The sequence below is a fragment of the Achromobacter xylosoxidans genome (assembly GCF_002192695.1).
Lineage (GTDB): Bacteria > Pseudomonadota > Gammaproteobacteria > Burkholderiales > Burkholderiaceae_B > Achromobacter > Achromobacter xylosoxidans_C.
The window spans coordinates 1-24,786 of record NZ_MTLG01000023.1; the positions used below are offsets into that span (position 1 = coordinate 1).

Annotated in this window: 27 protein-coding genes; 19 read left to right on the top strand and 8 right to left on the bottom strand. The window is 65.4% G+C overall.

The genetic code is table 11. The annotated features are described in order from the left end of the window. The 5 genes from BRO63_RS04020 to BRO63_RS04040 all read left to right on the top strand — a co-directional run. The coding region (locus tag BRO63_RS04020) for a ParA family protein (protein ID WP_218824082.1) at window positions 1-690 on the top strand (690 nt) is incomplete at its 5' end. After that, complete coding sequence (locus BRO63_RS04025; RefSeq protein ID WP_088138644.1) at window positions 687-1,754, top strand: transcriptional repressor gene korB; 1,068 nt, start codon at window positions 687-689, stop codon at window positions 1,752-1,754. The genes BRO63_RS04020 and BRO63_RS04025, both read left to right, overlap by 4 nt. A gap of 201 nt (window positions 1,755-1,955) precedes the next feature. Next, entirely contained in the window at window positions 1,956-2,963 is a 1,008-nt protein-coding gene (locus tag BRO63_RS04030) for a DNA-binding protein (protein ID WP_011798726.1), read from the top strand. Window positions 2,964-3,133: 170 nt separating this feature from the next. Next, window positions 3,134-3,481 carry an IncP plasmid survival protein KfrB gene (gene kfrB, locus BRO63_RS04035; RefSeq protein ID WP_011798727.1) on the top strand — a complete coding sequence of 116 codons (348 nt, stop codon included), beginning with the start codon at window positions 3,134-3,136 and terminating at the stop codon, window positions 3,479-3,481. Between the two features lie 29 nt (window positions 3,482-3,510). After that, on the top strand, window positions 3,511-4,149 hold the full coding sequence (locus BRO63_RS04040) for an IncP plasmid survival protein KfrC family protein (RefSeq protein ID WP_011798728.1): 639 nt from the start codon (window positions 3,511-3,513) through the stop codon (window positions 4,147-4,149). A 195-nt stretch (window positions 4,150-4,344) separates the two neighbouring features. On the opposite strand, the gene BRO63_RS04045 is transcribed toward BRO63_RS04040, so the two are convergent. Genes BRO63_RS04045 through BRO63_RS04055 form a run of 3 tightly spaced genes read right to left on the bottom strand, consistent with a single transcriptional unit; the run spans window position 4,345 to window position 5,929 of the window. After that, the gene (locus BRO63_RS04045; protein ID WP_011304099.1) at window positions 4,345-4,785 is read right to left on the bottom strand and encodes a conjugal transfer protein TraM; all 441 of its coding nucleotides are present in this window, start codon (window positions 4,783-4,785) and stop codon (window positions 4,345-4,347) included. Then, window positions 4,785-5,510, bottom strand: a complete 726-nt coding sequence (locus BRO63_RS04050) for a nucleotide-binding protein (protein ID WP_011304098.1) — start codon at window positions 5,508-5,510, stop codon at window positions 4,785-4,787. Before BRO63_RS04050 ends, BRO63_RS04045 begins: the two co-directional genes overlap by 1 nt. Continuing rightward, window positions 5,510-5,929: a TraK family protein gene (locus BRO63_RS04055; RefSeq protein WP_011798729.1), complete on the bottom strand. Its 420-nt coding sequence runs from the start codon at window positions 5,927-5,929 to the stop codon at window positions 5,510-5,512. Before BRO63_RS04055 ends, BRO63_RS04050 begins: the two co-directional genes overlap by 1 nt. A 362-nt stretch (window positions 5,930-6,291) precedes the next feature. On the opposite strand from BRO63_RS04055, the gene BRO63_RS04060 reads away from it, so the two are divergent. The 9 genes from BRO63_RS04060 to BRO63_RS04100 are packed head-to-tail and all read left to right on the top strand — an operon-like array spanning window position 6,292 to window position 19,129. Further along, on the top strand, window positions 6,292-6,513 hold the full coding sequence (locus tag BRO63_RS04060; RefSeq protein WP_011798730.1) for a hypothetical protein: 222 nt from the start codon (window positions 6,292-6,294) through the stop codon (window positions 6,511-6,513). Between the two features lie 4 nt (window positions 6,514-6,517). Further along, on the top strand, window positions 6,518-6,889 hold the full coding sequence (gene traJ / locus BRO63_RS04065; RefSeq protein ID WP_011013290.1) for a conjugal transfer transcriptional regulator TraJ: 372 nt from the start codon (window positions 6,518-6,520) through the stop codon (window positions 6,887-6,889). Window positions 6,890-6,923: 34 nt separating this feature from the next. Continuing rightward, window positions 6,924-9,182, top strand: coding sequence for a TraI/MobA(P) family conjugative relaxase (gene traI / locus BRO63_RS04070; RefSeq protein WP_011798731.1), 2,259 nt, complete (start codon window positions 6,924-6,926; stop codon window positions 9,180-9,182). After that, the gene (gene trbK, locus BRO63_RS04075; RefSeq protein WP_011798732.1) at window positions 9,179-9,454 is read left to right on the top strand and encodes an entry exclusion lipoprotein TrbK; all 276 of its coding nucleotides are present in this window, start codon (window positions 9,179-9,181) and stop codon (window positions 9,452-9,454) included. Before traI ends, trbK begins: the two co-directional genes overlap by 4 nt. Further along, window positions 9,451-11,355, top strand: a complete 1,905-nt coding sequence (locus BRO63_RS04080; protein ID WP_011798733.1) for a type IV secretory system conjugative DNA transfer family protein — start codon at window positions 9,451-9,453, stop codon at window positions 11,353-11,355. Before trbK ends, BRO63_RS04080 begins: the two co-directional genes overlap by 4 nt. Beyond that, window positions 11,352-11,888, top strand: coding sequence for a conjugative transfer signal peptidase TraF (traF, locus tag BRO63_RS04085; RefSeq protein WP_011304092.1), 537 nt, complete (start codon window positions 11,352-11,354; stop codon window positions 11,886-11,888). The genes BRO63_RS04080 and traF overlap by 4 nt, the downstream gene beginning before the upstream one ends. A 14-nt stretch (window positions 11,889-11,902) precedes the next feature. Further along, a complete protein-coding gene (locus BRO63_RS04090) occupies window positions 11,903-13,966 on the top strand; it encodes a DNA topoisomerase III (RefSeq protein WP_088138645.1) in 2,064 nt (687 codons plus the stop codon). A gap of 24 nt (window positions 13,967-13,990) precedes the next feature. Next, complete coding sequence (locus BRO63_RS04095) at window positions 13,991-14,383, top strand: hypothetical protein (protein WP_011798735.1); 393 nt, start codon at window positions 13,991-13,993, stop codon at window positions 14,381-14,383. A gap of 3 nt (window positions 14,384-14,386) precedes the next feature. Then, window positions 14,387-19,129, top strand: a complete 4,743-nt coding sequence (locus BRO63_RS04100) for a zincin-like metallopeptidase domain-containing protein (RefSeq protein WP_011798687.1) — start codon at window positions 14,387-14,389, stop codon at window positions 19,127-19,129. 297 nt (window positions 19,130-19,426) lie between these two features. Here BRO63_RS04100 and BRO63_RS04105 read toward each other — a convergent pair whose 3' ends face one another. After that, on the bottom strand, window positions 19,427-20,002 hold the full coding sequence (locus BRO63_RS04105) for a recombinase family protein (protein WP_001173919.1): 576 nt from the start codon (window positions 20,000-20,002) through the stop codon (window positions 19,427-19,429). A 126-nt stretch (window positions 20,003-20,128) separates the two neighbouring features. Beyond that, window positions 20,129-20,434, bottom strand: a complete 306-nt coding sequence (locus tag BRO63_RS04110) for a type II toxin-antitoxin system YafQ family toxin (RefSeq protein WP_011798688.1) — start codon at window positions 20,432-20,434, stop codon at window positions 20,129-20,131. Between the two features lie 300 nt (window positions 20,435-20,734). Between BRO63_RS04110 and BRO63_RS04120 the strand changes: the two genes are divergently transcribed. The 4 genes from BRO63_RS04120 to BRO63_RS04130 are packed head-to-tail and all read left to right on the top strand — an operon-like array spanning window position 20,735 to window position 22,927. Continuing rightward, the gene (locus BRO63_RS04120) at window positions 20,735-21,691 is read left to right on the top strand and encodes a DNA cytosine methyltransferase (RefSeq protein ID WP_011798690.1); all 957 of its coding nucleotides are present in this window, start codon (window positions 20,735-20,737) and stop codon (window positions 21,689-21,691) included. Beyond that, window positions 21,691-22,554, top strand: a complete 864-nt coding sequence (locus BRO63_RS04125) for an NgoMIV family type II restriction endonuclease (RefSeq protein ID WP_011798691.1) — start codon at window positions 21,691-21,693, stop codon at window positions 22,552-22,554. The genes BRO63_RS04120 and BRO63_RS04125 overlap by 1 nt, the downstream gene beginning before the upstream one ends. Next, complete coding sequence (locus BRO63_RS34135) at window positions 22,551-22,724, top strand: hypothetical protein (protein WP_172734609.1); 174 nt, start codon at window positions 22,551-22,553, stop codon at window positions 22,722-22,724. The genes BRO63_RS04125 and BRO63_RS34135 overlap by 4 nt, the downstream gene beginning before the upstream one ends. Next, window positions 22,721-22,927, top strand: coding sequence for a hypothetical protein (locus tag BRO63_RS04130; protein WP_011798692.1), 207 nt, complete (start codon window positions 22,721-22,723; stop codon window positions 22,925-22,927). Before BRO63_RS34135 ends, BRO63_RS04130 begins: the two co-directional genes overlap by 4 nt. 63 nt (window positions 22,928-22,990) lie before the next feature. Here BRO63_RS04130 and BRO63_RS04135 read toward each other — a convergent pair whose 3' ends face one another. Further along, a complete protein-coding gene (locus tag BRO63_RS04135) occupies window positions 22,991-23,224 on the bottom strand; it encodes a hypothetical protein (protein WP_011798693.1) in 234 nt (77 codons plus the stop codon). A gap of 98 nt (window positions 23,225-23,322) precedes the next feature. Here BRO63_RS04135 and BRO63_RS04140 point away from each other — a divergent pair, with 98 nt between their 5' ends. Then, window positions 23,323-23,457 carry a helix-turn-helix domain-containing protein gene (locus BRO63_RS04140; protein ID WP_256943234.1) on the top strand — a complete coding sequence of 45 codons (135 nt, stop codon included), beginning with the start codon at window positions 23,323-23,325 and terminating at the stop codon, window positions 23,455-23,457. On the opposite strand, the gene BRO63_RS04145 is transcribed toward BRO63_RS04140, so the two are convergent. Then, window positions 23,393-23,923 (bottom strand): hypothetical protein, encoded by a 531-nt coding sequence (locus BRO63_RS04145; protein ID WP_011798694.1) that lies wholly within the window; start codon window positions 23,921-23,923, stop codon window positions 23,393-23,395. The genes BRO63_RS04140 and BRO63_RS04145 overlap by 65 nt on opposite strands. A gap of 78 nt (window positions 23,924-24,001) precedes the next feature. Then, window positions 24,002-24,676 (bottom strand): class I SAM-dependent methyltransferase, encoded by a 675-nt coding sequence (locus BRO63_RS04150; RefSeq protein ID WP_011798695.1) that lies wholly within the window; start codon window positions 24,674-24,676, stop codon window positions 24,002-24,004. Between the last annotated feature and the right edge of the window lie 110 nt (window positions 24,677-24,786).

Consider the following 24,786-nt stretch of genomic DNA (forward strand, 5'->3'; position numbering starts at 1 on the left):
TTCCAGGAGCGCGGCCTTCGGGTTGCAGTGATCGACCTGGACACCCAGGGCAATGCGAGCTGGACGCTGGCCGGCCACGACTCGGGCTATCCCGCCAGTCGCATGTTCACCGCCGGCGGCGACGAGCTGCGCGCCTGGTTCGCTGGCCGGGAAGATGACGGCCTGGCGCTGATCGCGGCCGACGCCAGCCTGGCGAACCTGGACAAGATGGACTTGGCCCAGGCCGCCGGCGCGCTGCGGGCCAGCATCGAGGCGCTGGGCGAGTTCTTCGACGTGTGCCTGATCGACACGGCCCCTTCCCTTGGCGTTGCCATGACGGCGGCCGTGCTGGCCGCCGACTACATGCTTTCGCCGGTCGAAATGGAGGCGTATAGCTTGCAGGGCATGAAGAAGATGGTTGCCGTCATCGGCAACCTGCGCAAGCAGAACCCGAAGCTGCGCTTCCTCGGCATGGTGCCCAACAAGGTGGACGCGCGGAAGCCGCGCCACGTCAGCAACCTGGCGACCTTGCAGCAGGCATACCCGCAACTGATCTTGCCGTTCAGTGTCGGCGCGCGAGACAGCATCGCGGAGGCGCTGGGCGAGCAGATGCCGGTGTGGAAGATCAAGAAAACCGCCGCGCGCAAGGCCACGCAGGAAGTGCGCGCCCTGGCGGATTACGTGTACACGAAGATGGAGATCGCGCAATGACCAGCGCCGTAAAGACCAACGCCACGAAGAAGGCCCCGCAAGCGGCCGCAGAGAAGCCCAAGGGCGGCGGGCTGGGCCTGGATGGCCTCGGCGACCTGTCGAGCCTGCTGGACGAGCCACAGGCCGCGAATGCGGCCCCTGGCGGCGGCCCCCAGGAGCTGCTGCTTGACCTGATTGACGAAGATCCACACCAGCCGCGCACGGCCGACAATCCCGGCTTCTCGCCGGAGTCCATCGCCGAGATCGGCGAGACGATCAAGGCCCGAGGCGTGAAGTCGCCCATCAGCGTGCGCGAGAACCCGGACGCGCCGGGCCGCTACCTCATCAACCACGGCGCACGGCGCTACCGTGGCTCGAAGTGGGCCGAAAAGACCAGCATCCCGGCCTTCATCGACAACGACTACAACGAGGCCGACCAGGTAATCGAGAACCTGCAACGCAACGAGCTGACGGCCCGCGAGATCGCGGACTTCATCGGCCGCGAGCTGGCGAAGGGCAAGAAGAAGTCGGAGATCGCCAAGGAGATCGGCAAGTCGCCGGCATTCGTCACGCAGCACGTCACGCTGCTGGACTTGCCGGAGCCGATTGCCAGGGCGTTCAACGCTGGCCGCAGCAAGGACGTGACCGTTATCAACGAGCTTGCCACGGCGTACAAGAAGAACCCCGAGGAAGTGCGCGTATGGCTGGAGGACGACAGCCAGGAGCTGACGCGCGGATCGGTCAAGATGCTGCGCGAGTACCTGGAGGACAAGCGCAGCCAGGACGGCGAGCGCGACCCCAACACCGTCGATGCCTTCACCGGCAAGACGGACGGCGAGGCCGAGGGCGACGGCGACGGGCAAGGCCCGGATGATGACGCCAAGAAGAAGGAGCCGAAGGAACCCGACCCGGACAAGCTCAAGAAGGCGATCATCCAGGTCAAGCACGATGACCGCCCTGCCCGCCTGATCCTCAACCGCCGGCCGCCGGCCGAGGGCTGGGCCTGGCTCAAGTACGAGGATGACGGCCAGGAGTTCGAGGCCGACCTTGGCACCGTGCAGCTTGTCGCGCTGCTGGAGGGCTAGACGCCCCTGCACGAGACCCCGCCGACCCCCCACACCCCTGCGCCCCGCCATCGAGCGGGGCTTTTTTTGCCTGCGTGCCCAGCGCCGGGGCCGGCCGCGTTTTAGCCGCTAAAAAAGTTCAGCTAAACCCTTGCGCCTTGTTGTATGTTGTAGTATGCTACACGCTACAACATACAACACCGGCCAAAAGGAGGCCCAATCATGGCAATCACGAAAGAGCAGATATTTGCGGTCGCCGACGACCTGGACGCCGCCGGCCAGAACCCCACCCTGGCGAGCGTGCGCAAGCAGCTCGGCGGCGGGAGCTTCACGACCATTTCCGAGGCGATGAACGAATGGCGGGCGCGCAAGGCCAGCCAGGCGGCCCCGATCCGCGAGCCGGCCCCGGCTTCGATCACCGAGAAGCTGGCCGAGCTGGGCGGCGACTTGTGGGCCGTGGCCCTGGACATGGCGAACAACCGGCTGGCCGCCGAGCGCGAGGCGCTGGAAGCTGTCCGCCAGGAAACCGAGGCCGCGCGCCAGGAGGCCGCAGAGCTGGCCGACCAGCTCACCGTCGAGCTGGACGAGGCCAAGGGTCGTATCGCGGCGCTGGAGGCCGCAGAAGCCACCGCCAAGGCCGAGGCCGAGGCGCTACGCGAGAAGCTGGCAGCGGCCGGCGAGAAAGCGGCCACGGCCGAGGCCCGCGCCGGCGAGCTGCGCACGGAGCTGGATCACGCCCACCAGGAGGCGCGCCAGGTGCGCAGCGAGCGCGACAAGGCCCAGGAGAAAGCGGCGGCCAGCGCCGACCAGGTGGAGGCCCTGCGGGCCGAGCTGGCGGCCGCGAACAGCAAGGCAACCGAGGTCGAGCGCCGCGCCGGCGAGCTGCGGGCCGACCTGGAGCGTGCGAACCAGGCAGCGACCGAGCAGCAGAAGGCCGCCCAGGCGCTGGCCGGTCAGCTTGACCAGGTGCGCGGCGAGCTGGCGAAGGTGCAGGCCAAGGCCGACGCCGCCGACCAGGCGCACCAGGAGCAGCGCAAGCAGATCGCGGCCGAGGCGCACCGCCAGGCCGAGCGACTGACGGCTACTCAGGCCGAGCGCGATGCGGCGCGCAAGGAGGTCAGCCAAGCCCGCGAGGAAGCGGCTACTCTGCGGGGTCGCCTGGAGGCCCTGGAGACCGTCATGGCCGCCGGGAAGGGCAAGGGCAAGGGCGATAGCACGAGAAACGCCTGACGGCTATGCAGATTTTCAATAAAATGTAGCTTTAGTCGTATCTCCCCGGCCCCAAGGACGAGCCGGCCTCGCGTGCCGAGGTCGGCTTTTTTATTGCCGGAGACGGAACACCTAGAAGGCCAAAGGAGGGATTCCAACATTTTGCGAAACACTAACGATAGGAGCGCCCTATGAAACAACGCCTCTTGGTCATGAACGGACAGCGGATCGTTCAGACCGAGCAAGAAGGGGCTTGGGCCAATCAGAAGGTTGATAAGGCGGGCGCGTTAAAGCCTGGCATCTACAACCTATACATGGCCCAGCAGGCCGACAAGAAGCAGACTCATGATGGCGTGATCGTTCATGCCGACAACAATCAGGTGTTCCAGCAGATCGGCAAGAACTTTGTCATGCACGCCCGGTCAGATTTCGATAAAGTACCTGAAATCGGGAGTGCGAAGAGCATCAGCTACAGCGCACAAGGCAAAGCAGTAGTTGCCGCCGAGGCCCCGAAACTCACGCGAGGCCGATCCCGATAGCTTTTAGCGGCTAAAAGGAGGGCCACGCCTTGAGACGACTCACACCCACCGCCGGCCGGGCAGACGCCCGCCGCATTCAGCCGGCATCCGCCGGCTTCACGACCAGCACGACCAGCAGAACCGACGCCACCGGCGACGGCCTGCTGGCTGCTGCCGAGGCCACCGAGGCCGAGCAGCAGGCGGCCTTAGAGGCCGCGCCGCTCGACCAGACCTACCAGGAAGCCCTTGCCCTGTACGTTCAGGCCAAGCACGACCAGGTGGAGCGCATCGAGGATCGCCTTGAAAACCTGATCGACCGGCAGCAAGCGCGCTTGCAGCAGACCCAGGCCAACCAGCCGGGCCTACTGTCCCGGCCGGGCGCGAAACGCGCCTGGCAGAACCAGCAGATGCAGCAGCAGGCGCGCTTGCAGTCCCTGCACGTTCGCCTGGAGGCCGTCCGCGAGATCAAGGAAGGGATGGGCCTGCACTCGCCGAAAGTCGAAGAGCTGGCGACCCGGAAGATGCGCGCCGAGAACCCCGAGCTGGCATCCGATTGGGATGCCATGCGCGAGGCGGCACGCCGGCACCAGGCGCTGCAACGCCGCGAGGAACAGGAGCGCAAGCAGGCGCAGGCCCTGGAGCAGCGACCAGGCCGGTCGCAGAGCTTGGGCCTCACCCGGCCCGTCTAAAGCGAAAGCCCGGCAACTGCCGGGCTTCTTTCTCGAGCCTCGCCGTTTCCGACGATGCAGGCCCGCCGACGGCGGGCATCCTGCAGCATCGTCATTCCCGACGATGCAAGGGGCTGGCCAGCCTCGCCAGTTCCGGCGATGCCGCCGGCGCGGTCGACCATCGCCATTTCTGACGATGAGATCCCGCATCGCCATTTACAGCGATGCCCACAGCGCCAAGGCCGCCGCGAAAACGGCCATGCCGGCGGCGACGATGTTCATGTACGCGACCCGCCGCGCCTCGCGCACCGGGGCCGCGAACTGGACGGCTGCCGCTTCCAACTCGCGGCGCACGGCCTCGGCCGCCGCCTTGCCGCCGTCCTGCATCCCCTTCGCCATTGCCTCTTTGGAGGCCGTCAGGGCCGCGTTGAGCGTCCTTTCGGCCTTCCCCTTGGCGTCATCTCCCCAGCGGTGTGCGATGGCTTCCAGCTCTTCCTTGAAGCGATCCAGGATTTCTTGCTGCGCGGCCTGGCTGTCCTGCATCAAGCGGGTGTTGATCGTCTGGAGAATCAAGATCGGGTCATCGCGGCCCACGGCGATGCCGTGCTTGACCGCGATTTCCCGTATCAGCTCTTCGATCTTGTCGTCGCTCGCCATCAGAGCACCGCCGCGTTGTCGAGCTGCTGGAAGAGCTGCGACTTCACGATCTTGAGCCGCTGCCGCGTCATGATCGTGAGCGCCGAATCGGCCAGGGCCTCATCGAACGTCCGGCGATCCTGGAGCATTTCCGAGAAGTCGCGGCCGTAGGTTTCTTCCTTGAGCGCCGGAATCTGGATGATGGCCGACACGCGCGCCTTGTTGTCGGTGTACGCCTTCATCTTCTCGAAGCCCTTGCCTTCGTGCTCGATAGGCCCCCAGTACGGGTTCAGCCAGACCACGAACACGCATTCGGCCGGGAACTGCCTGGCGAGCGTGCTAAAGCCGTTCAGGGTGTCGAGGAAGGCTTGCCCGCCGGTGACGACCGTATGCACCACAAGTTCGTGCCCCATGTCCTGGAGCAGCGCCGGCACCTGGTTCCCGATCAAGTAGCTGGACAGCGGCACAAACGAGCTGGCCCCGTTGTCGATGATGACGTCGCCCTTGGTCGAGGCGATTTGCTCCACCAGGGCATCGAAGTTCCGGGTGTTGATCTCGTCGCCGTCCATGATGTTCAGACGCTGCACGTTCAGGGCCTTGTACCCCTCGAAGGTGCTGTTGACCGGATCGGTGTCGATGCAAAGCGGCGTCTGCCCTTTGCTCGCCTTGTACTGCGCAATGGTGGCCGCGATCATCGACTTGCCGACGCCGCCCTTGCCCTGCAAGACCATGTGAATTTTCGCCATTACAGTAAATCCTCTTTATTCGGTTTCGGGTTGAAGTTGAAGCCGGCGATCCCTGCCGGCTCGGGTTTCTTCGGCTCGGGTGCCTTCGGCTTCTTCGCCTTCGACCCCCCTTCCTGTTGCGCCGGCTTTCCCCCCTTGGCCTGGTCGGCCGCCGTGGGGGGCACCGGCGCGGGTGCTGCTGGGGCCGCCTTGATGAACCGCTGGACGTGCTTGCGGAACGTCTCGTAGCTGCACTTCACCCGGCCGGTTTCGCGCATGTGCTCGTAGATCGTCGTCACCGCATAGCCCGAGTCCATCGCGGCCTTCACATCCCCACGCACCGCCAGGAACGCGACTGCGGCCGCGTCCTGTCGGCGCTTCTTGGCCGCTCGTTTCTCGATCCACGCGGCCAGCTCGTCGGGGTAGCTGCTTTCTGCCATCGCCTCGCTTCCGTGGTTTGTAAATAGCCGTCATTTTCATGTATCGACCCGTGGAAAGTCTATGTAAAGCGCGTGGATAGCAGCCTGACACCGCTGCATCTAGCGCGCTTTCCAGGCATTGTACGCCTTCATTCGATATATCCGCCATCTTTTCGCGCTGAATGCAGACAGATGCGAAGGTTTCGGTATAGACTTTCCTTGGTGTTATCAACGCCGTAAGGCGGGCAGGATAGGCGAAGTTAGCTAACCGGCGAGCCGGTTATCTATCTTCGCTGTCCCTTATTCGCGCCTGCGGCACTCAACGGGCATCCTGCTCTGCGAGGCGGCCGGCTACCGCCGGCAAGAAACGAGAGACGAACGACATGGGCTACATCAATCCGCTGCTGGAGCTTCCAGCAGGCCGCGAACTCCAGGCGCTGCCGGTGGCCGACCGGCAGCGCCTCGCCCGCGTGCTGCGCGAGCTGCGCACGCAGGCCAACGACGAAGCCGAGAAGGCATGGGCACGCCGCAAGGGGCCGATGGCCGCCTACTGGCGAGCCGTGGCGACCTACGCGCGGCACACGGCGCACGCGCTCAAGGGGTGACGACATGGAAGCCGACGAACAGCCGACAGCGAAGCGGCGGCAGCACCTGCGGGTGCCGGTGTTCCCCGAAGAGAAGGAACTGATCGAGGCGAACGCCAAGAGGGCCGGGGTCAGCGTGGCGCGCTACCTGCGCGACGTGGGCCAGGGCTACCAGATCAAGGGCGTCATGGATTACGAATACGTGCGCGAGCTGGTGCGCGTGAATGGCGACCTTGGCCGGCTGGGCGGCTTGCTCAAGCTATGGCTGACCGACGACCCGCGCACGGCTCGCTTCGGCGACGCGACGATCCTTGCCCTGCTGGGCCGGATTGAAGCCACCCAGGACGAAATGAGCCGCCTCATGAAGTCCGTGGTGCAGCCGAGGGCCGAGCCTTGAGCGTTTTAGCGGCTAAAACGCCGGAGGCCGGCCGATGATCGTCAAGCACGTACCCATGCGCTCGCTGGGCAAGTCCGACTTCGCCGGCCTGGTGAACTACGTCACCGACGCGCAGAGCAAGGATCACCGGCTGGGCCAGGTGCAGATCACGAACTGCGATGCCATGTCGGTACAGGACGCCATCACGGAGGTTCTGGCGACCCAGCACACGAACACGCGGGCCAAGGGCGACAAGACCTATCACCTGATCGTCAGCTTCCGGGCTGGCGAGCAGCCCAGCGCCGACACCTTGCGGGCGATAGAGGAACGAATCTGCGCTGGGCTTGGCTTCGCCGAGCATCAGCGCGTCAGTGCCGTTCATAACGACACGGACAACCTGCACATCCATATCGCCATCAACAAGATTCACCCCACGCGACACACGATGCACGAGCCGTTCGGCCAGCACCGGACGCTGGCCGAACTTTGCACGGCCCTGGAGCGCGACTACGGCCTGGAGCGCGACAACCACGAACCACGCCAGCGCGGGGCCGAGGGCAGGGCGGCCGACATGGAGCGGCACGCCGGCGTGGAAAGCCTGGTCGGCTGGATCAAGCGCGAATGCCTGGACGAGATCAAGGGCGCGCAGTCCTGGCAGGAGCTGCACCAGGTCATGCGCGACAACGGCCTGGAGCTGCGCGAGCGTGCGAACGGCCTTGTGATCGAGGCCGGCGACGGAACGATGGTCAAGGCAAGCACCCTAGCCCGCGACCTTTCCAAGCCGAAGCTGGAGGCGCGGCTTGGCCCGTTCGAGCCTTCGCCCGAACGGCAGACACGAACCAAAGCGAAGCGGCAGTACCAGAAAGACCCGATCCGCTTGCGCGTGAACACCGTCGAGCTGTACGCCCGGTACAAGGCCGAGCAGCAGACCTTGACCGCGACACGTGGGCAGGCGCTGGAGCAGGCCCGCCGCCGCAAGGATCGGCTGGTCGAGGCCGCGAAGCGTTCCAACCGCCTGCGCCGCGCGACGATCAAGGTGGTCGGCGAAAGCCGCACGAACAAGAAGCTGCTGTACGCCCAGGCCAGCAAGGCCCTGCGCGACGAAATCCAGGCGATCAACAAGCAGTACCAGCAAGACCGCCAGGCCCTCTACGACAGCCACAGCCGCCGCACGTGGGCCGACTGGCTCAAGAAGGAAGCGACCCACGGCAACGCCGAGGCGTTGGCTGCCCTGCGCGCCCGAGAGGCCGCGCAGGGCTTGCAAGGCAACACCATCCAGGGCCGGGGCGATGCACGCCCCGGCCACGCCCCGGTGACGGACAACATCACCAAGAAGGGCACGATCATCTTCCGCGCCGGCCTGTCGGCCGTCCGGGACGATGGCGACAAGCTGCAAGTCTCGCGCGAGGCCACGCGCGAGGGCCTGCAAGAAGCTCTACGGCTGGCGATGGAACGCTACGGCAGCCGCATCACCGTCAACGGCACCACGCAATTCAAGGCGCAGGTCATCCGCGCGGCCGTTGATTCCCAGCTACCCATCACGTTCGCCGATCCGGCCCTGGAGAGCCGGCGGCTTGCGCTATTGAAGAAGGAGAACACCCATGAGCGACCCGACCGAACCGAGCGAGCCGACCAGCGACCCGCAGAACATCGAGGACGAGCTGGACGCGGCCCTGGCGGCCCTGGACAGCGAGCCGCTGCCCACGACGACGCTGCCCGACCCGTCGCCATCGCCCGAGCAGGCTTCGGGCGACCAGGTGCCGGGCGAACCGACGCCGCCGGCGTTCACGCCGGAGCCGTCCACCGGAAGCCCGACATTGGACGCATTGGACGAGTCCCGCCGCCCCAAAGCCAGCACCGTTTGCGAACGCTGTCCCAACTCGGTGTGGTTCGCATCGCCGGCGGAAGTGAAGTGCTATTGCCGCGTGATGTTCCTCGTCACCTGGAGCAGCAAGGAACCCAGCCAGATCACCAACTGCGACGGGGAATTTCTCGGCCAGGAACAGGGGTAGCAACCGCGCCGCCGGGCCTTGCTGCGGCGGATAAGTACATCGCGGAACGCGAGGCGAAACGCTCAAAAGGTTTCGATATACCGAAGCACGCGCGATATACTGACGGCGACGGTGCCCTTGCTTTCCAGGGCGTCCGCAACATCGAGGGCCAGGCGCTGGCCCTGTTGAAACGAGGCGATGAGGTCATGGTGATGCCCATTGACCAGGCCACGGCCCGGCGCTTGTCGCGCATCGCGGTCGGCGATGCCGTGACGATCACGCCGAAAGGCTCCATCAAAACGTCGAAAGGAAGGAGTAGATGAAAAAAGCACTGTTGCTTGCCGTTCTCGCGGCGGCCCTGCTGGCCGGCTGCGATAGCAAGCCGACCGGCTCGCCGATGCCCGAGGTCAACGATGCCAATTGCCAGATCGAGGCGATCAAGAGGATCGAGGACAGGGCGACCCGCGAGAGCTTCGCCGGTCTATGCGCGCGCCGTTCGCCTGCTGGCGGTGGCATCGCGCCGACCGAGAACCCGAAGAACTGGCTTGAACTGATCGACAAGAACACCCCGAAGGGGCAGGAGGCGAAGCCATGAAGATCAAGATGAACAACGCCGTGGGGCCGCAGGTTCGCAGCGCAAAGGCAAAGACCCCCAAGCTCTTGCCGATCCTCGGCGGGGTATCCCTGGTCGGCGGCCTCCAGGCCGCGACACAGTTCTTCGCCTACACGTTCCAGTATCACGCGAGCCTCGGGGCCAACCTTGGGCACGTGTACGCGCCCTGGTCGATCCTGAACTGGTCGGCGAAGTGGTACAGCCAGTACCCCGACGAGATCATGCGGGCCGGCAGCATCGGCATGGTGACTGCCACCGTGGGCCTGCTGGGCGTGGCCGTGGCGAAAGTCGTCACGTCCAACAGCTCGAAGGCGAACGAGTACCTGCACGGTTCGGCCCGCTGGGCCGAGAAGAAGGACATTCAGGCCGCCGGCCTGCTGCCGCGCGAGCGGAACGTCCTGGAGATCGTCACCGGCAAGGACGCGCCCACCGCCACCGGCGTCTATGTCGGCGGCTGGCAGGACAAGGACGGCAATTTCTTCTACCTGCGACACAGCGGCCCCGAGCACGTGCTGACCTACGCCCCGACCCGAAGCGGCAAGGGCGTCGGCCTGGTGGTGCCGACCCTGCTTTCGTGGGGCGCAAGCAGCGTCATCACCGACTTGAAGGGCGAGTTGTGGGCACTGACCGCCGGCTGGAGGCAGAAGCACGCCAAGAACAAGGTGCTGCGCTTCGAGCCGGCCAGCAGCTCGGGCGGCGTGTGCTGGAACCCGCTGGATGAAATCCGCGTCGGCACCGAGGCCGAAGTCGGCGACGTGCAGAACCTAGCAACTCTGATAGTTGACCCGGACGGCAAGGGCCTGGATTCGCACTGGCAAAAGACCGCCTTCGCGCTCCTGGTCGGCGTCATCCTGCACGCGCTCTACAAGGCCAGGAACGAGGGCGGCACGGCCACGCTGCCATCGGTCGATGCCATGCTGGCCGACCCGAACCGGGACATTGGCGAGCTATGGATGGAAATGACCACCTACGGGCACGTGGACGGTCAGAACCACCACGCCATCGGATCGGCGGCCCGCGACATGATGGATCGGCCCGAAGAGGAAGCGGGATCGGTGCTGTCCACGGCCAAATCCTATCTGGCCCTGTACCGCGATCCCGTGGTGGCGCGCAACGTGAGCCGGTCGGACTTCCGCATCAAAGACCTGATGCACTCCGACGACCCGGTGAGCCTGTACATCGTCACCCAGCCCAACGACAAGGCCCGCCTGCGGCCGCTGGTGCGCGTCATGGTGAACATGATCGTGCGCCTGCTGGCCGACAAGATGGACTTCGAGAACGGCCGGCCGGTGGCCCACTACAAGCACCGCCTGCTGATGATGCTGGACGAGTTCCCGAGCCTCGGGAAGCTGGAGATCATGCAAGAGTCGCTGGCCTTCGTCGCCGGCTACGGCATCAAGTGCTACCTGATTTGCCAGGACATTAACCAGCTCCGCAGCCGCGAGACGGGCTACGGCCACGACGAAAGCATCACGTCGAACTGCCACGTGCAGAACGCCTACCCGCCCAACCGCGTCGAGACAGCCGAACACCTGTCCCGACTGACCGGGCAGACCACCGTGGTGAAGGAGCAGATCACGACCAGCGGCCGCCGCACGGCGGCCATGCTGGGCCAGGTGTCGCGCACCTACCAGGAAGTGCAGCGCCCCTTGCTGACGCCCGATGAGTGCCTGCGGATGCCGGGGCCAAAGAAGAACGACAAGGGCGAGATCGAGGAAGCCGGCGACATGGTGATCTACGTCGCCGGCTACCCGGCCATCTACGGCAAGCAGCCGCTGTACTTCAAAGACCCGGTGTTTCAGGCGCGGGCCGCGATCCCCGCGCCGAAGGCCACCGACCGGCTGCGTCAGGTTGTCGAGGCAGGGGAGGGCATCACGATATGAGCCGCATCCTGAAACGCATCACGACCGGCGTTGCCATCGCCGGCGTGGCCGCCCTGGTGCTGGCCGCTGGCGGCTATGCCGCCGGTGCCCGCATCAACACCACCAAGAGCATTCCGGTCGGCCTGTACTGGACGAGCAGCGCGCCGGTGGAGAAGGGCGCTTACGTGCTTTGGTGCCCGCCGAAGGTCGGCGTGTTCGATGACGCCAAGGAAAGGGGCTACATCGGGGCCGGGTTCTGCCCTGGCGACTACGGCTACATGATGAAGCGCGTTTTAGCCGCTAAAGACGATGCCGTATCGGTGGCCGATGACGGCGTGCGTGTGAATGGCGAGCTGCTGGCCCACAGCAAGCCGATCCAGGCCGACAAGTCCGGGCGGCCCCTGCCGCGCTTCCAGGCCAGCACCTACACGCTGGGCAGCGCCGAGCTGCTGCTTATGTCGGACGTGAGCGACACGTCTTTCGACGGGCGCTACTTCGGCCCCATCAACCGTTCTCAAGTTCAGACCGTGATCCGTCCGGTCATCACCTGGTAGGGGAGGAAACCACCATGCGACTGTTCATCGCGGAAAAACCATCTGTCGCCAAGGCCATCGCCGGCGAGCTGGGCGTCACCGGCAAGGGCGACGGCTACATCGAATGCGGCGGCGACAAAGTGACCTGGTGCTTCGGGCACATGCTGGAGCAGGCCGACCCGGACGAGTACACGCCCGACGACGTGCCGACCGGGAAATCGGGCAAGAAGCTATGGCGCGTCGATGATCTGCCCATCATCCCGCAGACCTGGATTCTTCACCCGAAGGACGATGCCAAGAAGCAGCTCGCCGTGATCGGCAAGCTGCTGAAAGAGGCCAAGGAGATCGTCAACGCCGGCGACCCCGACCGTGAAGGCCAGTTGCTGGTCGATGAGGTGCTGGAGCACTTCAAGAGCAGCAAGCCGACGCGCCGCTTTTGGGTGTCCGCCCAGGATTCGGTTTCCGTCAAGCGCGGCCTGGCCGCCTTGAAGGACAACACCACGTACAAGGGCTGGGCCGACGCCGCACGCGGCCGGCAGCGGGCCGACTGGCTGATCGGCATGAACCTAAGCCGCGCCTACACCTTGCGGGCGCAGCGCGGCGGTTCCAGGGCCTTGCTGACCGTGGGCCGGGTGCAGACCCCGACGCTGGCCCTGGTCGTGAATCGTGACCGTGAAATCGAGGCTTTCAAGCCGGTGCCGTATCACACGATCCGCGCAGCGATTCAGCACGAAGGCGGCACGTTTATGGCCGCCTGGAAGGCGAAGGAAGATCAAGCCGGCCTGGACAGCGAAGGCCGCCTTGTCGATACCGCCGTCGCCGATGCCCTGGTGGCCGCCGTCAAGGGCCAACCGGGCACCATCGCCACCTACAAGCAGGAAGCCAAGAAGAAGAACCAGCCGCTGGCCTTCGCGCTGTCGGACATTACGGCGCTGGCGTCCGCGCGGTACGGCTACAGCGCCGAGGACGTGCTGAACACCTGCCAGGCGCTCTACGAGACGCACAAGCTGACCAGCTACCCGCGCACCGACTGCGCCTACCTGCCGGAGTCGCAGCACGCCGACGCGCCGCGCGTCCTGGAGGCCGTCAAGCACGTGAACCCCGAGCTGGCCGGCCTGGTCGATGGTGCCGACCCGCGCATCAAGTCCAAGACGTGGGACGACTCGAAGATCACGGCGCACCACGGCATCGTGCCGACCATGCAGAAGGGCAGCAAGGCCGGCTTGAGCGAACGCGAGCGCAACATCTACGAGCTGATCGTCCGCGCCTACCTGGCGCAGTTCTATCCGCTGCACGAGTACATGCAAACCACGGTCGGCGTGGAGATCGCCGGCGAAAACTTCGCCGCGTCCGGCAAGGTGGTCACGCGCAACGGCTGGCGTGACGTGTTCGACCAGGCCGACGAAGAGGACGCCAAGGAAGGCGACGACGAAAACGGCGCGCAGACCCTGCCGGTGATGAAGCAAGGCGACGGTGTGACCTGCACCGAGGCCACCCGGCGCGATGCGAAAACCAAGCCGCCGGCGCGCTTCACCGAAGGCACGCTGATTCGCGCGATGGAGAACATCCACAAGTTCGTGAGCGACCCGGAGCACAAGAAGATGCTGCGCGAAGGCGACGGCATCGGCACGTCCGCCACGCGCGCATCCATCATTTCCGAGCTGAAACGCCGCGCGTTCCTGGAAACCAAGGGCAAGCAGATCGTCAGCACGACGCTGGGCCGCAGCGTCATCGACGCGCTGCCCGAGGTGGTGCGAAGCCCGGTGCTGACCGCCCTTTACGAACGCATGTTGAAGGGCGTCGAGCTGGGCACGGCGGCCCTGGACGCCTTCATCACGAAGCAAGAGCAGTTCATCCGCGACCAGGTGACGAAGGCCAACAGCGGAGCCGTGAGCATCGCCGGCGGCAAGGAAGCCGCGCCGGTGTCGTCCCTGCACAAGTGCATGGCCTGCGGCACCGGCTTGTCGCGGCGGCCCAGCAAGAAGAAGGGGCAATTCTGGTGGGGCTGCGCCAACTTCCCCACGTGCAAGCAGACCTATCCCGACCTGAAAGGTCGGCCCGACTACAGCAAGGGCCGCAACGGCCCCGCTGCCGAGTAACCACCGAGACGAAGGAGCATGACCATGAACCAGCAAACCACCACCCAGGCCGATGACGTGCTGCCCGAGCTGCCCGCCATTGACGACAACGCAGCAGCCGCCGGCGCGCTGCGCGAGAAGCTGACCGACGCGGCCACGCCCGGCTATCAGGCCGAGTTCGACCCGGAGGAAGCGGAACGCGCCGGCGCGTTCGTGGAGGACGCCTTGAGCGAGCAGGACGCCGCCGAGAGCGGCGACGACCTGGCCGCCCTGGCCTCGCAGGGCGACGACCAGGCCCCGGCCTTCATCACCGAGGGCGAGCCGGCGGCCGACCTGCCCGCCTTCGTGGATACGGCCAACGTCCGCAGCCTCTACGACTGGAAGCCGGGCGAGTCGCTGGACGAGGCCATCGCGCGCAAGAAGCCACAGGAGGGCTAACCCATGCCAATCATCCAGGCCGAGGCGCAGGCCGCCACCCTGGCGTTCACCCGAGACTATCCGGGCGCGTTGGAGCTGATCTACCACTTCCGCGAGAGCACCGGCGAGCTGTACGGCCACCGCGCAGCGGAAGTTCCGGCAGACCTCAAGGGCGGCTATCTGTCGAAGGAGCAAATCCACAACGGCCGTTCGTACCGTGGCCGCGTGGACGTGCCCCTTGGGAACATGGACGACGCCGCCGACCTGCTGGTGACATTGCGGCATGAAGTGCTGGGCCACTACGGGGCCAACACCTTCGCGCCGGCCGAGAAGCGCGCCCTGCTGGACGGCATCATCGCCGCCCGCGAACAGCCCGGCATGAAAGACCGCTGGGAGGACATCAACCGCCGCTATGCCGGCACGTCGATGGACGTGCGGGCCGAAGAGGTATGGGCGCTGCATTGCGAAACCCTCGCGCCCGGCCAGCACGTGGGCCAGGCCCACGTGCGCGAGCGCGGCGAGCAGTCATTCATGGAAACCTGCATCGCCCGCGTGAGGCCCATGCAATCCGCCGACCTGCACAACATCGTGTGCATGGTCGCCGATGGCCTTCACGACCGTTCCAGGACGCAGCAGACCTTTCCGCAGATCAACGAACTATTCCGAAGGGATGAAACTATGGAACCGAAGAAGCCATTTCATGAAGTCGTTGCCGAAAAACTGATCGAGCAGCTCAAGGCCGGCACCGCACCGTGGCAACGACCGTGGGAGCCTGGCGAGCCGAACGCCTACTTGCCGATGAACCCGACCACCGGCAAGCGGTACAAGGGCATCAACGCCATTCACTTGATGGCCCAGGGCCGCAGTGATGGCCGTTGGATGACCTACAAGCAGGCCGCCGCCGTGGGCGCGCAGGTACGCAAGGGCGAGAAGGGCACGCCCGTTCAATACTGGAAATTCAGCGAGGAACAGAACAAGGTCGATGAGAGCGGCCGGCCCGTTCTCAACGCGAAGGGCGAGCCGGTCAAGGAAACCGTGCAGCTCGAACGCCCGCGCGTGTTCTTCGCCACGGTGTTCAACGCCGAGCAGATCGACGGCCTGCCGCCGATCCAGAAGAAGGAACAGACCTGGAGCGCCGTCGAGCGCGCCGAGCACATCCTGAAAGCGTCCGGCGCGTCGATCACGCACGCGCCTGGTGATCGCGCCTTCTACCGGCCGGCGACCGACAGCATCCACCTTCCCGACCGGGGCCAGTTCCCCAGCGCCGACAACTACTACGCGACGGCCCTGCACGAGCTGGGCCACTGGACGGGCCACGCCTCGCGGCTTGACCGCGACCTGGCGCACCCGTTCGGGAGCGAGGGTTACGCCAAGGAAGAGCTGCGGGCCGAGATCGCTTCGATGATCTTGGGCGACGAGCTGGGCATCGGCCACGATCCGGGCCAACACGCCGCCTATGTCGGTTCTTGGATCAAGGCGCTGCAAGACGAACCGCTGGAAGTGTTCCGCGCCGCCGCCGACGCCGAGAAGATTCACGATTACGTGCTCGCCTTCGAGCAAAAGCAGGTTCAGGAGCAAGACCAGCAGCAGAGCCAGGCACAGCAGCAGCCGCACGAATTGACCCTGGCGCAGTTTGCCAGCCAGGCGACCGCGCAGGAATTGATGAACCACGGCCGGAAGTGGGAAGTGAGGCACGGCGACTATTCGGCCTTCTCCGATGCCGCCACGGCCGAGGAAGCCATCGCGGACGTGCATCGCGGCGCGGTGAATAACGCCCTATACCTCAACACGCCCGAGAGCCGCAGCGCGAACCTGCCGGGCAGCAGCTTCCCGCCGGCGGCGGTGTTGGCCGAATACCCCGACCTGGTGGAGAAGTTCCCCGACGCGGTGCCCGCGCCCGAGCTGGGCCATCAGCCGGGCGACCAGGTGCAGACCGTGGCCGAGCGCACGGCAAGCCAGTACGAGGCTATGAAGGCCGCCGACGAGGCTTTCCAGCGTGAGCTTGTCCGGGCCTATGGCGAGGACAACGCCGGGGACGCCCGCTACAAGCCTCGCCACGACGATGAAGCCGTGCAGAAGGCCGGCGATGCCTTCGTGGCCGCGTCCGACACTTGGCGCGAAGCCGTGCGGGAGGCCCGCGAAACCGTTGCAAGTCAGGAGGCCAGCATGCAGACACCGGAAGCGCAGAACGAAGCCGTGGCGACCGCCCTGGAGGCGGCCGGCTGGCAGCGTGGCGATGGCATCGCCATCGCGTCCAAGCCCTTCGACACGGTGAACGGCCGCAATGACGCGCTGGCCTTCATCACCGACGGCGACGGGATCAACCGCACCTTGCAGTTCCAGTACACCAGCGAGGGCCGCAACGTCACCGGCGCGGACGGCGTGCTGATCCCGGTCGGCGCGACGGCGGCCCAGGCGGCCGAGCTGGCGACGAGCGCCGCCGCCAGGGCCGAGAAGTCGATTCAGGATTCCTATGGCGTCAGGATCGCGGCCATGCAGCAGGCGGGCAAGCAACAGCAGGACGCCGAGGCGTGGGCCTTGAAGCACGTCGAGCAAGGCACCATCGGGCGCTTGCTCGAAAGCGCGAGCCTGGAGCAGATCGACCGCGCCCTGGACGTGCTGGACAGCATGCAGCCCATGAACACCCAAAACGAGTTCTGGACGCGCCACGAACTGCCCTTCGACCCCGAACCGCTGCAAGACAAGATCAACGCGGCGATGAATGACCTCATCGAGAACCGGCGGCCCGATGCCGTGGTGGCTGCGACCTTCCTTGACCTCAAGACCGGCAACACCAATTCACGCGAGCGCGACCGCCAGGCATTCGACACGGCGGCCGACAACGCGCTGGGCTTCACCCTGCCCCATGACTGGACGGGTGAAGTGCGGGTTGTCGGCGTGATCGAGCGCGACGGCGAATTGCAATCCGCCGCCGTGGGCGACACGCCCGAGGCTTACCACCTGTACGCCCGCAAGGGCGATGCGCAGCCCGGCGAAGATGCGTTTGCCTACCTCACCGCGACCCGCACGCTCGGCGAGGCCGACGAGCTGGCCGACCGCCTGGCGCTGATCGACGCCAACGCCCAAACCGACCAGTACGAGAAAGCCACCCGCGTTGCCCGCGTGCAAGAGGATCGCGTTCGCCGCGATCCGAACAGCACCGACGAGGACATTTCAGCCGCTAAAGAGGCGCGCAAGGCGCTGGAGGCCAGGGCATTCGTTGCGGCCGAGCAAGCCAAGACCAGCCAGCGCGATGCCGAGCAGCCCAAGGCCGCGCAGAGGGCCGCAAGTGGCGAACGCCAGTTCATCAACGTGCCGTTCAAGGAGAAGGACGAGGCCAAGCAGCTCGGAGCGCGCTGGGATCGCAAGGAACAGTCCTGGTACGTGCCGGCGGGAGTGGATGCGGCCCCCTTCGCCAAGTGGGCACAGGGAGCCGCTACGGCGGCCGTGGAGCCTCGCAAGGCCCAAGAGGCTCCGCAAGCCCATGCCGGCGGCCAGAAGGCCGCCACGGCCCCGCAGGAGGCCCGCCAGTACCTCGCCGTGCCATACGAACAGCGCAACGCCGCCAAGGCCGCCGGTGCGCTTTGGGACAAGGCCGCGAAGTCCTGGTATGCCGGCCCGCGTGCCGACATGGCGAAGCTGGAGCGGTGGAAGCCCGAGAACGTGCAGGCCCAGCAGGGGCCAGCGATGACGCCAAGGGAAGAGTTCGCCGAGGCCATGCGCAGCGCCGGCCTGTTCACCGGCAGCAACGCCCAGGGCGATCACCCGATCATGGACGGCAAGCGGCATCGCGTGCCGGTCGAGGGTGGCAAGAAGGGCGCGCTCGATGGCTTCTATGTCGGCCACCTGGACGGCCACCCGGCCGGCCGGATCATCAACAACAAGACCGGCACGGACATTACCTGGAAGAGCAAGGGTTACGCCTTGAGCGACCAGGAGAAGGCCAAGCTCCAGGCCGAGGCGGCCGAGAAGCTGGCCCAGCGTGCGGCCGAGCAAGACAAGCTCCAGGAAGCCACCGCGCAGCGCGTAGGCCGCCAGATGGCCGACCTGGTGCCGGTCGAGCAGCCGACGCCCTACCTGCAAGCCAAGGGCATCGAGGCCCACGCCGGCGTGTTCACCGACCGCGAGGGCCAGAAAACCTACATCCCCGCCTTCGACGCGGACGGCAAGCAGTGGACGATGCAGTACATCCAGGAGGACGGCACCAAACGGTTCGCCAAGGACAGCAAGAAGGAAGGATGCTTCCACCCGGTTGGCGGCATGGATGCGCTGGCCGCAGCGCCGGCGCTGGTGATCTCCGAGGGCTACGCCACGGCGGCGAGCCTGGCCGAAGGGCTGGGGCATGCCACCGTGGCCGCGTTCGACTCGGGCAACCTGCCGCACGTGGCCCGCGCCCTGCGCGAGAAGTTCCCCGACAAGCCCATCGTGATCGCCGGCGACGACGACAAGGCCCAGGAGATCGAGCGCGGCCACAACCCCGGCCGCGCCAAGGCCGAGGAAGCCGCGAAGGCCGTAGGCGGCAAGGCCATCTTCCCGATCTTCGCGCCGGGCGAGCAGCAGGCGAACCCCAAGGGCTTCACCGACTTCAACGACCTGGCGAACAAGAGCGAGCTGGGCCGCGATGGCCTCAAGCGCCAGGTCGGCGCGGCCGTGGGCCAGGTGCTGATCGAGGAAGGCCGCCGGCAACAGCAGGAGCAGCGCCAGGAGCGTGCGGAGAAGCAACAGCAGCAGCCGGAACGCCCTCGCCGCGCTGCACGCATCGGCTAAAGTCCGGGAAGGCTGCAACCACACAGCGCGGTTTCCTCCCTCCCTGACCGCCGGCAGTCATCGCCGCCTCGCACCCCGAGGCGGCTTTTTTTTGCTCGAGCATCGCCGCATCCGACGATGCCACCAGGCCCGCGCACGTCGAGCTGCAGCATCGCCATTTCCGGCGATGGCGGCCGCCCTGCCCGCCTGGAGCTCGCATCGCCATTTCTGACGATGAGATCCACAGCGGCCATTTAGACCCGGCAAAAACGACCCGGCCAAGATAATGTCGTTTTCAGAAGGCGACTGCACGAAATATCAGGAGTCGGCTGCACTGCCAGAACTGGCCGCCTGCAAGGCAGCGTAGAGAGCGGTTTTTCCTACCTTGAGGCGTGCGGCGGCCTCGCGGACATTCAAGCCGTTGGCGACAAGCTCCCGCGCTCGTTGCAACTTGTCGGCAGTGACAACCGGCTTGCGTCCGCCTTTGCGCCCGCGTGCGGCGGCAGCGGTCAACCCGGCCTTGGTGCGCTCGCGGATCAGGTCGCGCTCGAACTGGCCCAGCGCACCGAACACATGGAAGATGAGCCGTCCGCCCGGCGTGGTGGTGTCGATGTTTTCAGTCAACGAGCGGAAGCCGACGCCCCGTGCTTCCAGCTTGCCGACCGTCTCAATCAGGTGCGGCAGGGAGCGGCCAAGCCGATCCAGCCGCCAGACGACCAGCACATCGCCATCGCGCAGATAAGCCAGCGCATCGGCCAAGCCGGGCCGGTCTGCCTTGGCCCCGGATGCCGTGTCCTCGAAAACCCGTTCGCAGCCTGCATTGCGCAGCGCATCCGTCTGCAAGGCGGTGTCCTGTTCCGCCGTCGATACCCGCGCATAGCCGATGAGTGCCATTTCCGCCCATTTGTCCGTTATACCGTCCGCCTATCTTATTGTCCGTCATCCCGTTGCGCAAGATGTTTTCGGACAGGTGTCCGGTTTGGCCGCCTAATGATCGTTTGGCGGACAAGGCGACTGGCATCAGCCGAACAGCTCGCTATGGGAGCCAAGCCGCGCCAGTCGCAGGGTGTCGGCGTCGGACTTGCGGTAGATCAGCAGCAGGTCGGGCTTGATGTGGCATTCGCGGTAGCCCGCCCAATCGCCGGAAAGATCGTGGTCGCGGTATCGCACATCCAGGGGCTGATCGGTCGCCAGCGCGACCAGAACCGGCTTGAGGTCATCATTCGTGCAGCGGACTCCTGATACTGTTCGTTCAATAGACGACTGCACAACAGCCTTCAAACCGCGTTGTCTGGTGCAGTCGTCTTCTGAAAATGACAAGGGCATGGCGTGTCGCAAAACTTAGGATTTATGCGACGTGATAGCGATTTTTTGGATACACAATTGTGTATCCATGCGATACTGTCGCCTTATGTCGAGCAAAGACGTTGGCCTCCGTATCCGTGTTGAAAAGGAACTCCGAGAGGCGTTCCAAGGGGCCTGTCTGGCTGAAAACCGGAAGGCGTCGGAAGTGCTGCGCGAGTTCATGCAGGCGTTCGCCGACAGGCACCAAGGCGGCTTACAACCGGATATGTTCGCGGCACCGGCAGCCAGAAAGCCACGTCAATCAACCAAGAGAAAAGCGATATGAGCCAATTCAATTCTTTGGAAATGTGCGCAGGGGCAGGGGGCCAGGCGCTCGGCCTGGAAATGGCTGGCTTCGATCATGCGGCCCTGGTCGAACTGGAACCGGCCGCTTGCGCCACGCTGCGGCTGAACCGTCCCGCCTGGAACGTCATTGAGGACGATTTGCGCCGCTTCGATGGCCGCCCCTATCAAGGCATCGACCTGGTAGCCGGTGGCGTGCCATGCCCGCCGTTCTCCAAGGCAGGAAAGCAGCTCGGTGCGAAGGATGAGCGCGACTTGTTCCCCGAAGCTATCCGCCTGGTCGATGAGTGCCGCCCGCAAGCCGTGATGCTGGAAAACGTGCGTGGCCTGCTCGATGCCGTCTTTGACGACTACCGGAACAAGGTAGAAAAGCAGCTCAAGAAATTGGGCTATGTGCCCGGCTGGCGGCTGTTCAACGCCTCGGATTACGGCGTGTCACAACTGCGCCCGCGCGTGGTGTTCGTCGGCATCCGCAAAGACCTGGCTAGCGGCTTCTCCTGGCCGGAACCGCTGCCAAACAACCCGCCGACCGTGGGCGAGCTGCTGCACGATCTCATGGCCGCGAATGGCTGGCGCGGCGCTGACCGCTGGCGAGAACAAGCAAATGCCATTGCACCTACGCTGGTTGGCGGCTCCAAAAAACATGGCGGGCCTGACCTTGGGCCGACCCGCGCAAAACGTGCCTGGGCCGCGCTAGGCGTCGATGGCATGGGCCTGTGGGACGATGCACCGCCCCGCGACTTTGTGGGTATGCCGCGCCTGACGCCGCGCATGACGGCCCGCATTCAAGGCTTCCCCGATGATTGGCAATTCTCCGGCCGCAAGACAGCCGCCTATCGCCAGATCGGCAACGCCTTCCCGCCACCAGTGGCCGCCGCCGTGGCCCGGCAAATCTTCGCCGCTCTGTCCGTCCAGCGCATCTACAAGGTGGCGTGATGAGTGCAGAGGCCGATTTCCTCGAAGCCCGCAAGGCGTTCCATGCTTCGCTGCTGCAAACAACGCTGACCATCAACAGCGCGGGAGTGGTGAGCAACGCCGACAGCAGCAACACCACAAGCAAGGCGATTGCCAAGGGCATTGCCGATCTGCTCAAGGCCGAAACCATTGGCGAGCGCATCGCGGGCCAGACTTCGGGCAACCAGTTTGAAGGCACCTGCGCGGCCTTCGTGCGTGAAACCTTCCTAAAGCTCGGCCACCTTCGCCCCGGAACCTGGGATGTGCATCAAGTCTCCGGGCGCAACCGCCTGGAAATTGCCCGTTATGAGCAATACGCGCATCTGGTCGCGCTCGACCGGGCCGCCAAGGCCGATGCCGAACTGGCGGCCGCCCTGGGCAGCGACTACACCATCACGCCGGATATTGTGGTGGTGCGCGACACCGAGGACGACAGCGCCATCAATGCGCCCGCGTTCTTGGTCGATGACAACGTGACCACGCTTGCCAGCCTGCGCAAGAAAAACGGCGGCCTGCCGCTGCTGCACGCCAGCATTTCATGCAAATGGACGATTCGCAGCGACCGGGCGCAGAACGCCCGTTCCGAAGCGTTGAACCTGGTGCGCAACCGCAAGGGCCGCCTGCCTCATGTGGTGGTCGTCACGGCCGAACCGACACCAAGCCGCCTTGCTTCTATCGCCCTGGGAACCGGGGACATTGATTGCGTTTATCACTTTGCCCTGTATGAGCTGCAAGCCACGGTAGAAGCCTTGGGCATGACAGACGCGGCCGACATGCTGGCCGTGATGGTCGATGGCAAGCGCCTGAAAGACATTTCCGATTTGCCGCTGGATTTGGCCGTATGAACCAGGTCGCCACCATCAGCGCCGCCGTTCCTGCTGACGTGAAAGCCGAAGCTGCCGCCGTCGCGGCAGCGCACGGCATGAGCCTGGCCGCCCTGGTGCGCGAGCTGGTGGCCCGCGTGGCCGCCCGCGAAGCTGAAACGCTGGCCTGGCTCGATGAGGCCCGCCGATGAGCCGCGCGCGCTACACGCTCGATGAGCTGCTGGCCGAATCCGACTATTCGCAGCCGCTACCGCCCGAAGAACGGGAATGGGTCGATGCGCCAGCCGTTGGCCGCGAGTGGCCAGCCTGCGAAACCTTGGAAGGCGAGGAGCTGGCCAGCATCGCCATTTCCGGCGATGGCGGCCGCCGCGGTGGATCTCATCGCCATTCCTGACGATGCAGGCCCGGACGTGAAAAGGGCGGCCAACTGGCCGCCCTTTTCATTACTGGTTGTGCCTTACCTGGTGGCGTTGAAGTCGGCCATCTTCAACTGCGCAAGGGCCGATTCCGCCTGTAGCTTGCCCAGCGCGGCCGCCTCGCGGGCGCGGGCTACTGCAAGCGACACCGCCAGCAGCTCGCGGCGTTCGGCCGTCACGGGTTCGCGTAGCTCGGCCTCGATGCTGTCCATCGTGTTCTGCGTCCGGCTTGCCGTGGCCTGGTAGGCGTCATAGGCGGCCTGCACCGGGGCCATGATCGAAAAGCGGGCGGCGGCGGCAGGGAGTCGAGCTGGCGAAGAGCGCCGGCCGCTTCACCGGCCGCAAGCCGAACACGAAGGTGCATGATCGGATCGTGGCCCTGCGCACGGCAGGCCACAGCATCCCGGAGACGGCCAGGCTGGCCGGATGCAGCGAAAGCCAGGTCAAGCGGGTGTGGGCGATGAGCCAGGAGCAGTCTCATACAAGTGCGAAAACGGTTCCTCGCTGATGCCTAGAGCCGCGCGTTTTCGGCGCACCATCCATTCCGGGATTCCAAAGCGGTCGGCAAGATAGTGGTCGAACCGCTTTCCAAGCTCTGCCAGTAGCTCAGGCGGCCATTGCATGTTCTCAAACGCGCGATCTTCTTTTTCCTGTTTTCTGGCGCTAACCTGATCCGCGAACGATGGGATGCCAAGCTCTTTTCTACGGGCCTTGACGGCCTGCGGGTCGATGTTTCCGAGCGCGGCTGCTGTTTCGGTATCGGGCATGCTTCCCAGCATGGCGTCTTGCTCTGCTGTCCAGGTTGCCGGAGCTATCGCATAGGTAGGTTTACAGGCTGCGATGCCGTGTCGCTCACGATGCTTTTTAACTTGAGCAATGGGAACGCCCCACAACGCGGCTAATTCACGATCCGGTTTTGTGCCGAGCTGGGCGCGACGCTCTTCCCAAAATTGAGGGGGTGCGATGAAGGTCATAGTCAATCTCCTGTTTCGTCCATTTTGTAGATCGACCGAGCGGCGATCTACCGAATAATTGGCCGTTTTGGTTGACACCTACTCGGCAGCTTCCAGCTCGCGCAGGCATTCCATGATGGCGGCCCGCTCCAGCGGGTCGAGCTTGGCGAGCTTCGCTTGCCAGCGGGCTTTCTTCCGCTTGATGCGCTCGCGCTCGCGGAAGTTGCTGCCCAGGTAGCGCAGATCGTGCAGGGCGTCCGGCTCCGGGTAGTTCATCCAGAGCCGTTCAATGGCGATGCCGCCGCGCGTCATCGCGTTGAACTCGATGGTGCGCCAGGTCGCCAGGGGCGAGCTGTCGTAGATCGGAGAGTCGTAGCCCGACACCATCACAGCACAGGGCAGGCCGGCCAACACGTCGAGCAGCCGCACGTGGTCGGCGTCGTCGTACTCGTGCCGGTACAGCTTGCCGCCGCGCCGGCTGTCCATCACATAGGGCGGATCGACATAGACGAACTCGCGGCCGGTGAAGGCGTGGCCTTCCAGCCAGGCCACCGAGTCGCCGCAATGCAGCTCCAGGCCGGGCATTTCGCGCTGCTGCCACGCCTGGATCACCTCGCGGTCAATGTCGATCCCGATGCTACGCGCAGCCGGGCGCTTGCGCTCCAGGATGTTCCCGCCGCCCAGGTGCGTTTCGATGTACGTGTCGTGAGGCGGGATGTTGTTGATGATCGTCTGGTAGACGCCGGCACCGCCCTTGCCGCCGGGGTATCTCATGGCCTTCTTCCTGGAGTAAATCGGGGACTTGGCCAGCATCGTCAGAAATGGCGATGCTGTCAAGGGAAGCCGGCCGGGCCTGCATCGTCAGAGACGACGATGCCGAGCTG

Bases quoted from the DNA above. Each gene is read 5' to 3' on its own strand.
- BRO63_RS04025 (WP_088138644.1), top strand. From the start codon at position 687: ATGACCAGCGCCGTAAAGACCAACGCCACGAAGAAGGCCCCGCAAGCG.
- BRO63_RS04030 (WP_011798726.1), top strand. From the start codon at position 1,956: ATGGCAATCACGAAAGAGCAGATATTTGCGGTCGCCGACGACCTGGAC.
- kfrB (WP_011798727.1), top strand. From the start codon at position 3,134: ATGAAACAACGCCTCTTGGTCATGAACGGACAGCGGATCGTTCAGACC.
- BRO63_RS04045 (WP_011304099.1), bottom strand. From the start codon at position 4,785: ATGGCGAGCGACGACAAGATCGAAGAGCTGATACGGGAAATCGCGGTC.
- BRO63_RS04050 (WP_011304098.1), bottom strand. From the start codon at position 5,510: ATGGCGAAAATTCACATGGTCTTGCAGGGCAAGGGCGGCGTCGGCAAG.
- BRO63_RS04055 (WP_011798729.1), bottom strand. From the start codon at position 5,929: ATGGCAGAAAGCAGCTACCCCGACGAGCTGGCCGCGTGGATCGAGAAA.
- BRO63_RS04060 (WP_011798730.1), top strand. From the start codon at position 6,292: ATGGGCTACATCAATCCGCTGCTGGAGCTTCCAGCAGGCCGCGAACTC.
- traJ (WP_011013290.1), top strand. From the start codon at position 6,518: ATGGAAGCCGACGAACAGCCGACAGCGAAGCGGCGGCAGCACCTGCGG.
- traI (WP_011798731.1), top strand. From the start codon at position 6,924: ATGATCGTCAAGCACGTACCCATGCGCTCGCTGGGCAAGTCCGACTTC.
- trbK (WP_011798732.1), top strand. From the start codon at position 9,179: ATGAAAAAAGCACTGTTGCTTGCCGTTCTCGCGGCGGCCCTGCTGGCC.
- BRO63_RS04080 (WP_011798733.1), top strand. From the start codon at position 9,451: ATGAAGATCAAGATGAACAACGCCGTGGGGCCGCAGGTTCGCAGCGCA.
- traF (WP_011304092.1), top strand. From the start codon at position 11,352: ATGAGCCGCATCCTGAAACGCATCACGACCGGCGTTGCCATCGCCGGC.
- BRO63_RS04090 (WP_088138645.1), top strand. From the start codon at position 11,903: ATGCGACTGTTCATCGCGGAAAAACCATCTGTCGCCAAGGCCATCGCC.
- BRO63_RS04095 (WP_011798735.1), top strand. From the start codon at position 13,991: ATGAACCAGCAAACCACCACCCAGGCCGATGACGTGCTGCCCGAGCTG.
- BRO63_RS04100 (WP_011798687.1), top strand. From the start codon at position 14,387: ATGCCAATCATCCAGGCCGAGGCGCAGGCCGCCACCCTGGCGTTCACC.
- BRO63_RS04105 (WP_001173919.1), bottom strand. From the start codon at position 20,002: ATGGCACTCATCGGCTATGCGCGGGTATCGACGGCGGAACAGGACACC.
- BRO63_RS04110 (WP_011798688.1), bottom strand. From the start codon at position 20,434: ATGCCCTTGTCATTTTCAGAAGACGACTGCACCAGACAACGCGGTTTG.
- BRO63_RS04120 (WP_011798690.1), top strand. From the start codon at position 20,735: ATGAGCCAATTCAATTCTTTGGAAATGTGCGCAGGGGCAGGGGGCCAG.
- BRO63_RS04125 (WP_011798691.1), top strand. From the start codon at position 21,691: ATGAGTGCAGAGGCCGATTTCCTCGAAGCCCGCAAGGCGTTCCATGCT.
- BRO63_RS34135 (WP_172734609.1), top strand. From the start codon at position 22,551: ATGAACCAGGTCGCCACCATCAGCGCCGCCGTTCCTGCTGACGTGAAA.
- BRO63_RS04130 (WP_011798692.1), top strand. From the start codon at position 22,721: ATGAGCCGCGCGCGCTACACGCTCGATGAGCTGCTGGCCGAATCCGAC.
- BRO63_RS04135 (WP_011798693.1), bottom strand. From the start codon at position 23,224: ATGGCCCCGGTGCAGGCCGCCTATGACGCCTACCAGGCCACGGCAAGC.
- BRO63_RS04145 (WP_011798694.1), bottom strand. From the start codon at position 23,923: ATGACCTTCATCGCACCCCCTCAATTTTGGGAAGAGCGTCGCGCCCAG.
- BRO63_RS04150 (WP_011798695.1), bottom strand. From the start codon at position 24,676: ATGAGATACCCCGGCGGCAAGGGCGGTGCCGGCGTCTACCAGACGATC.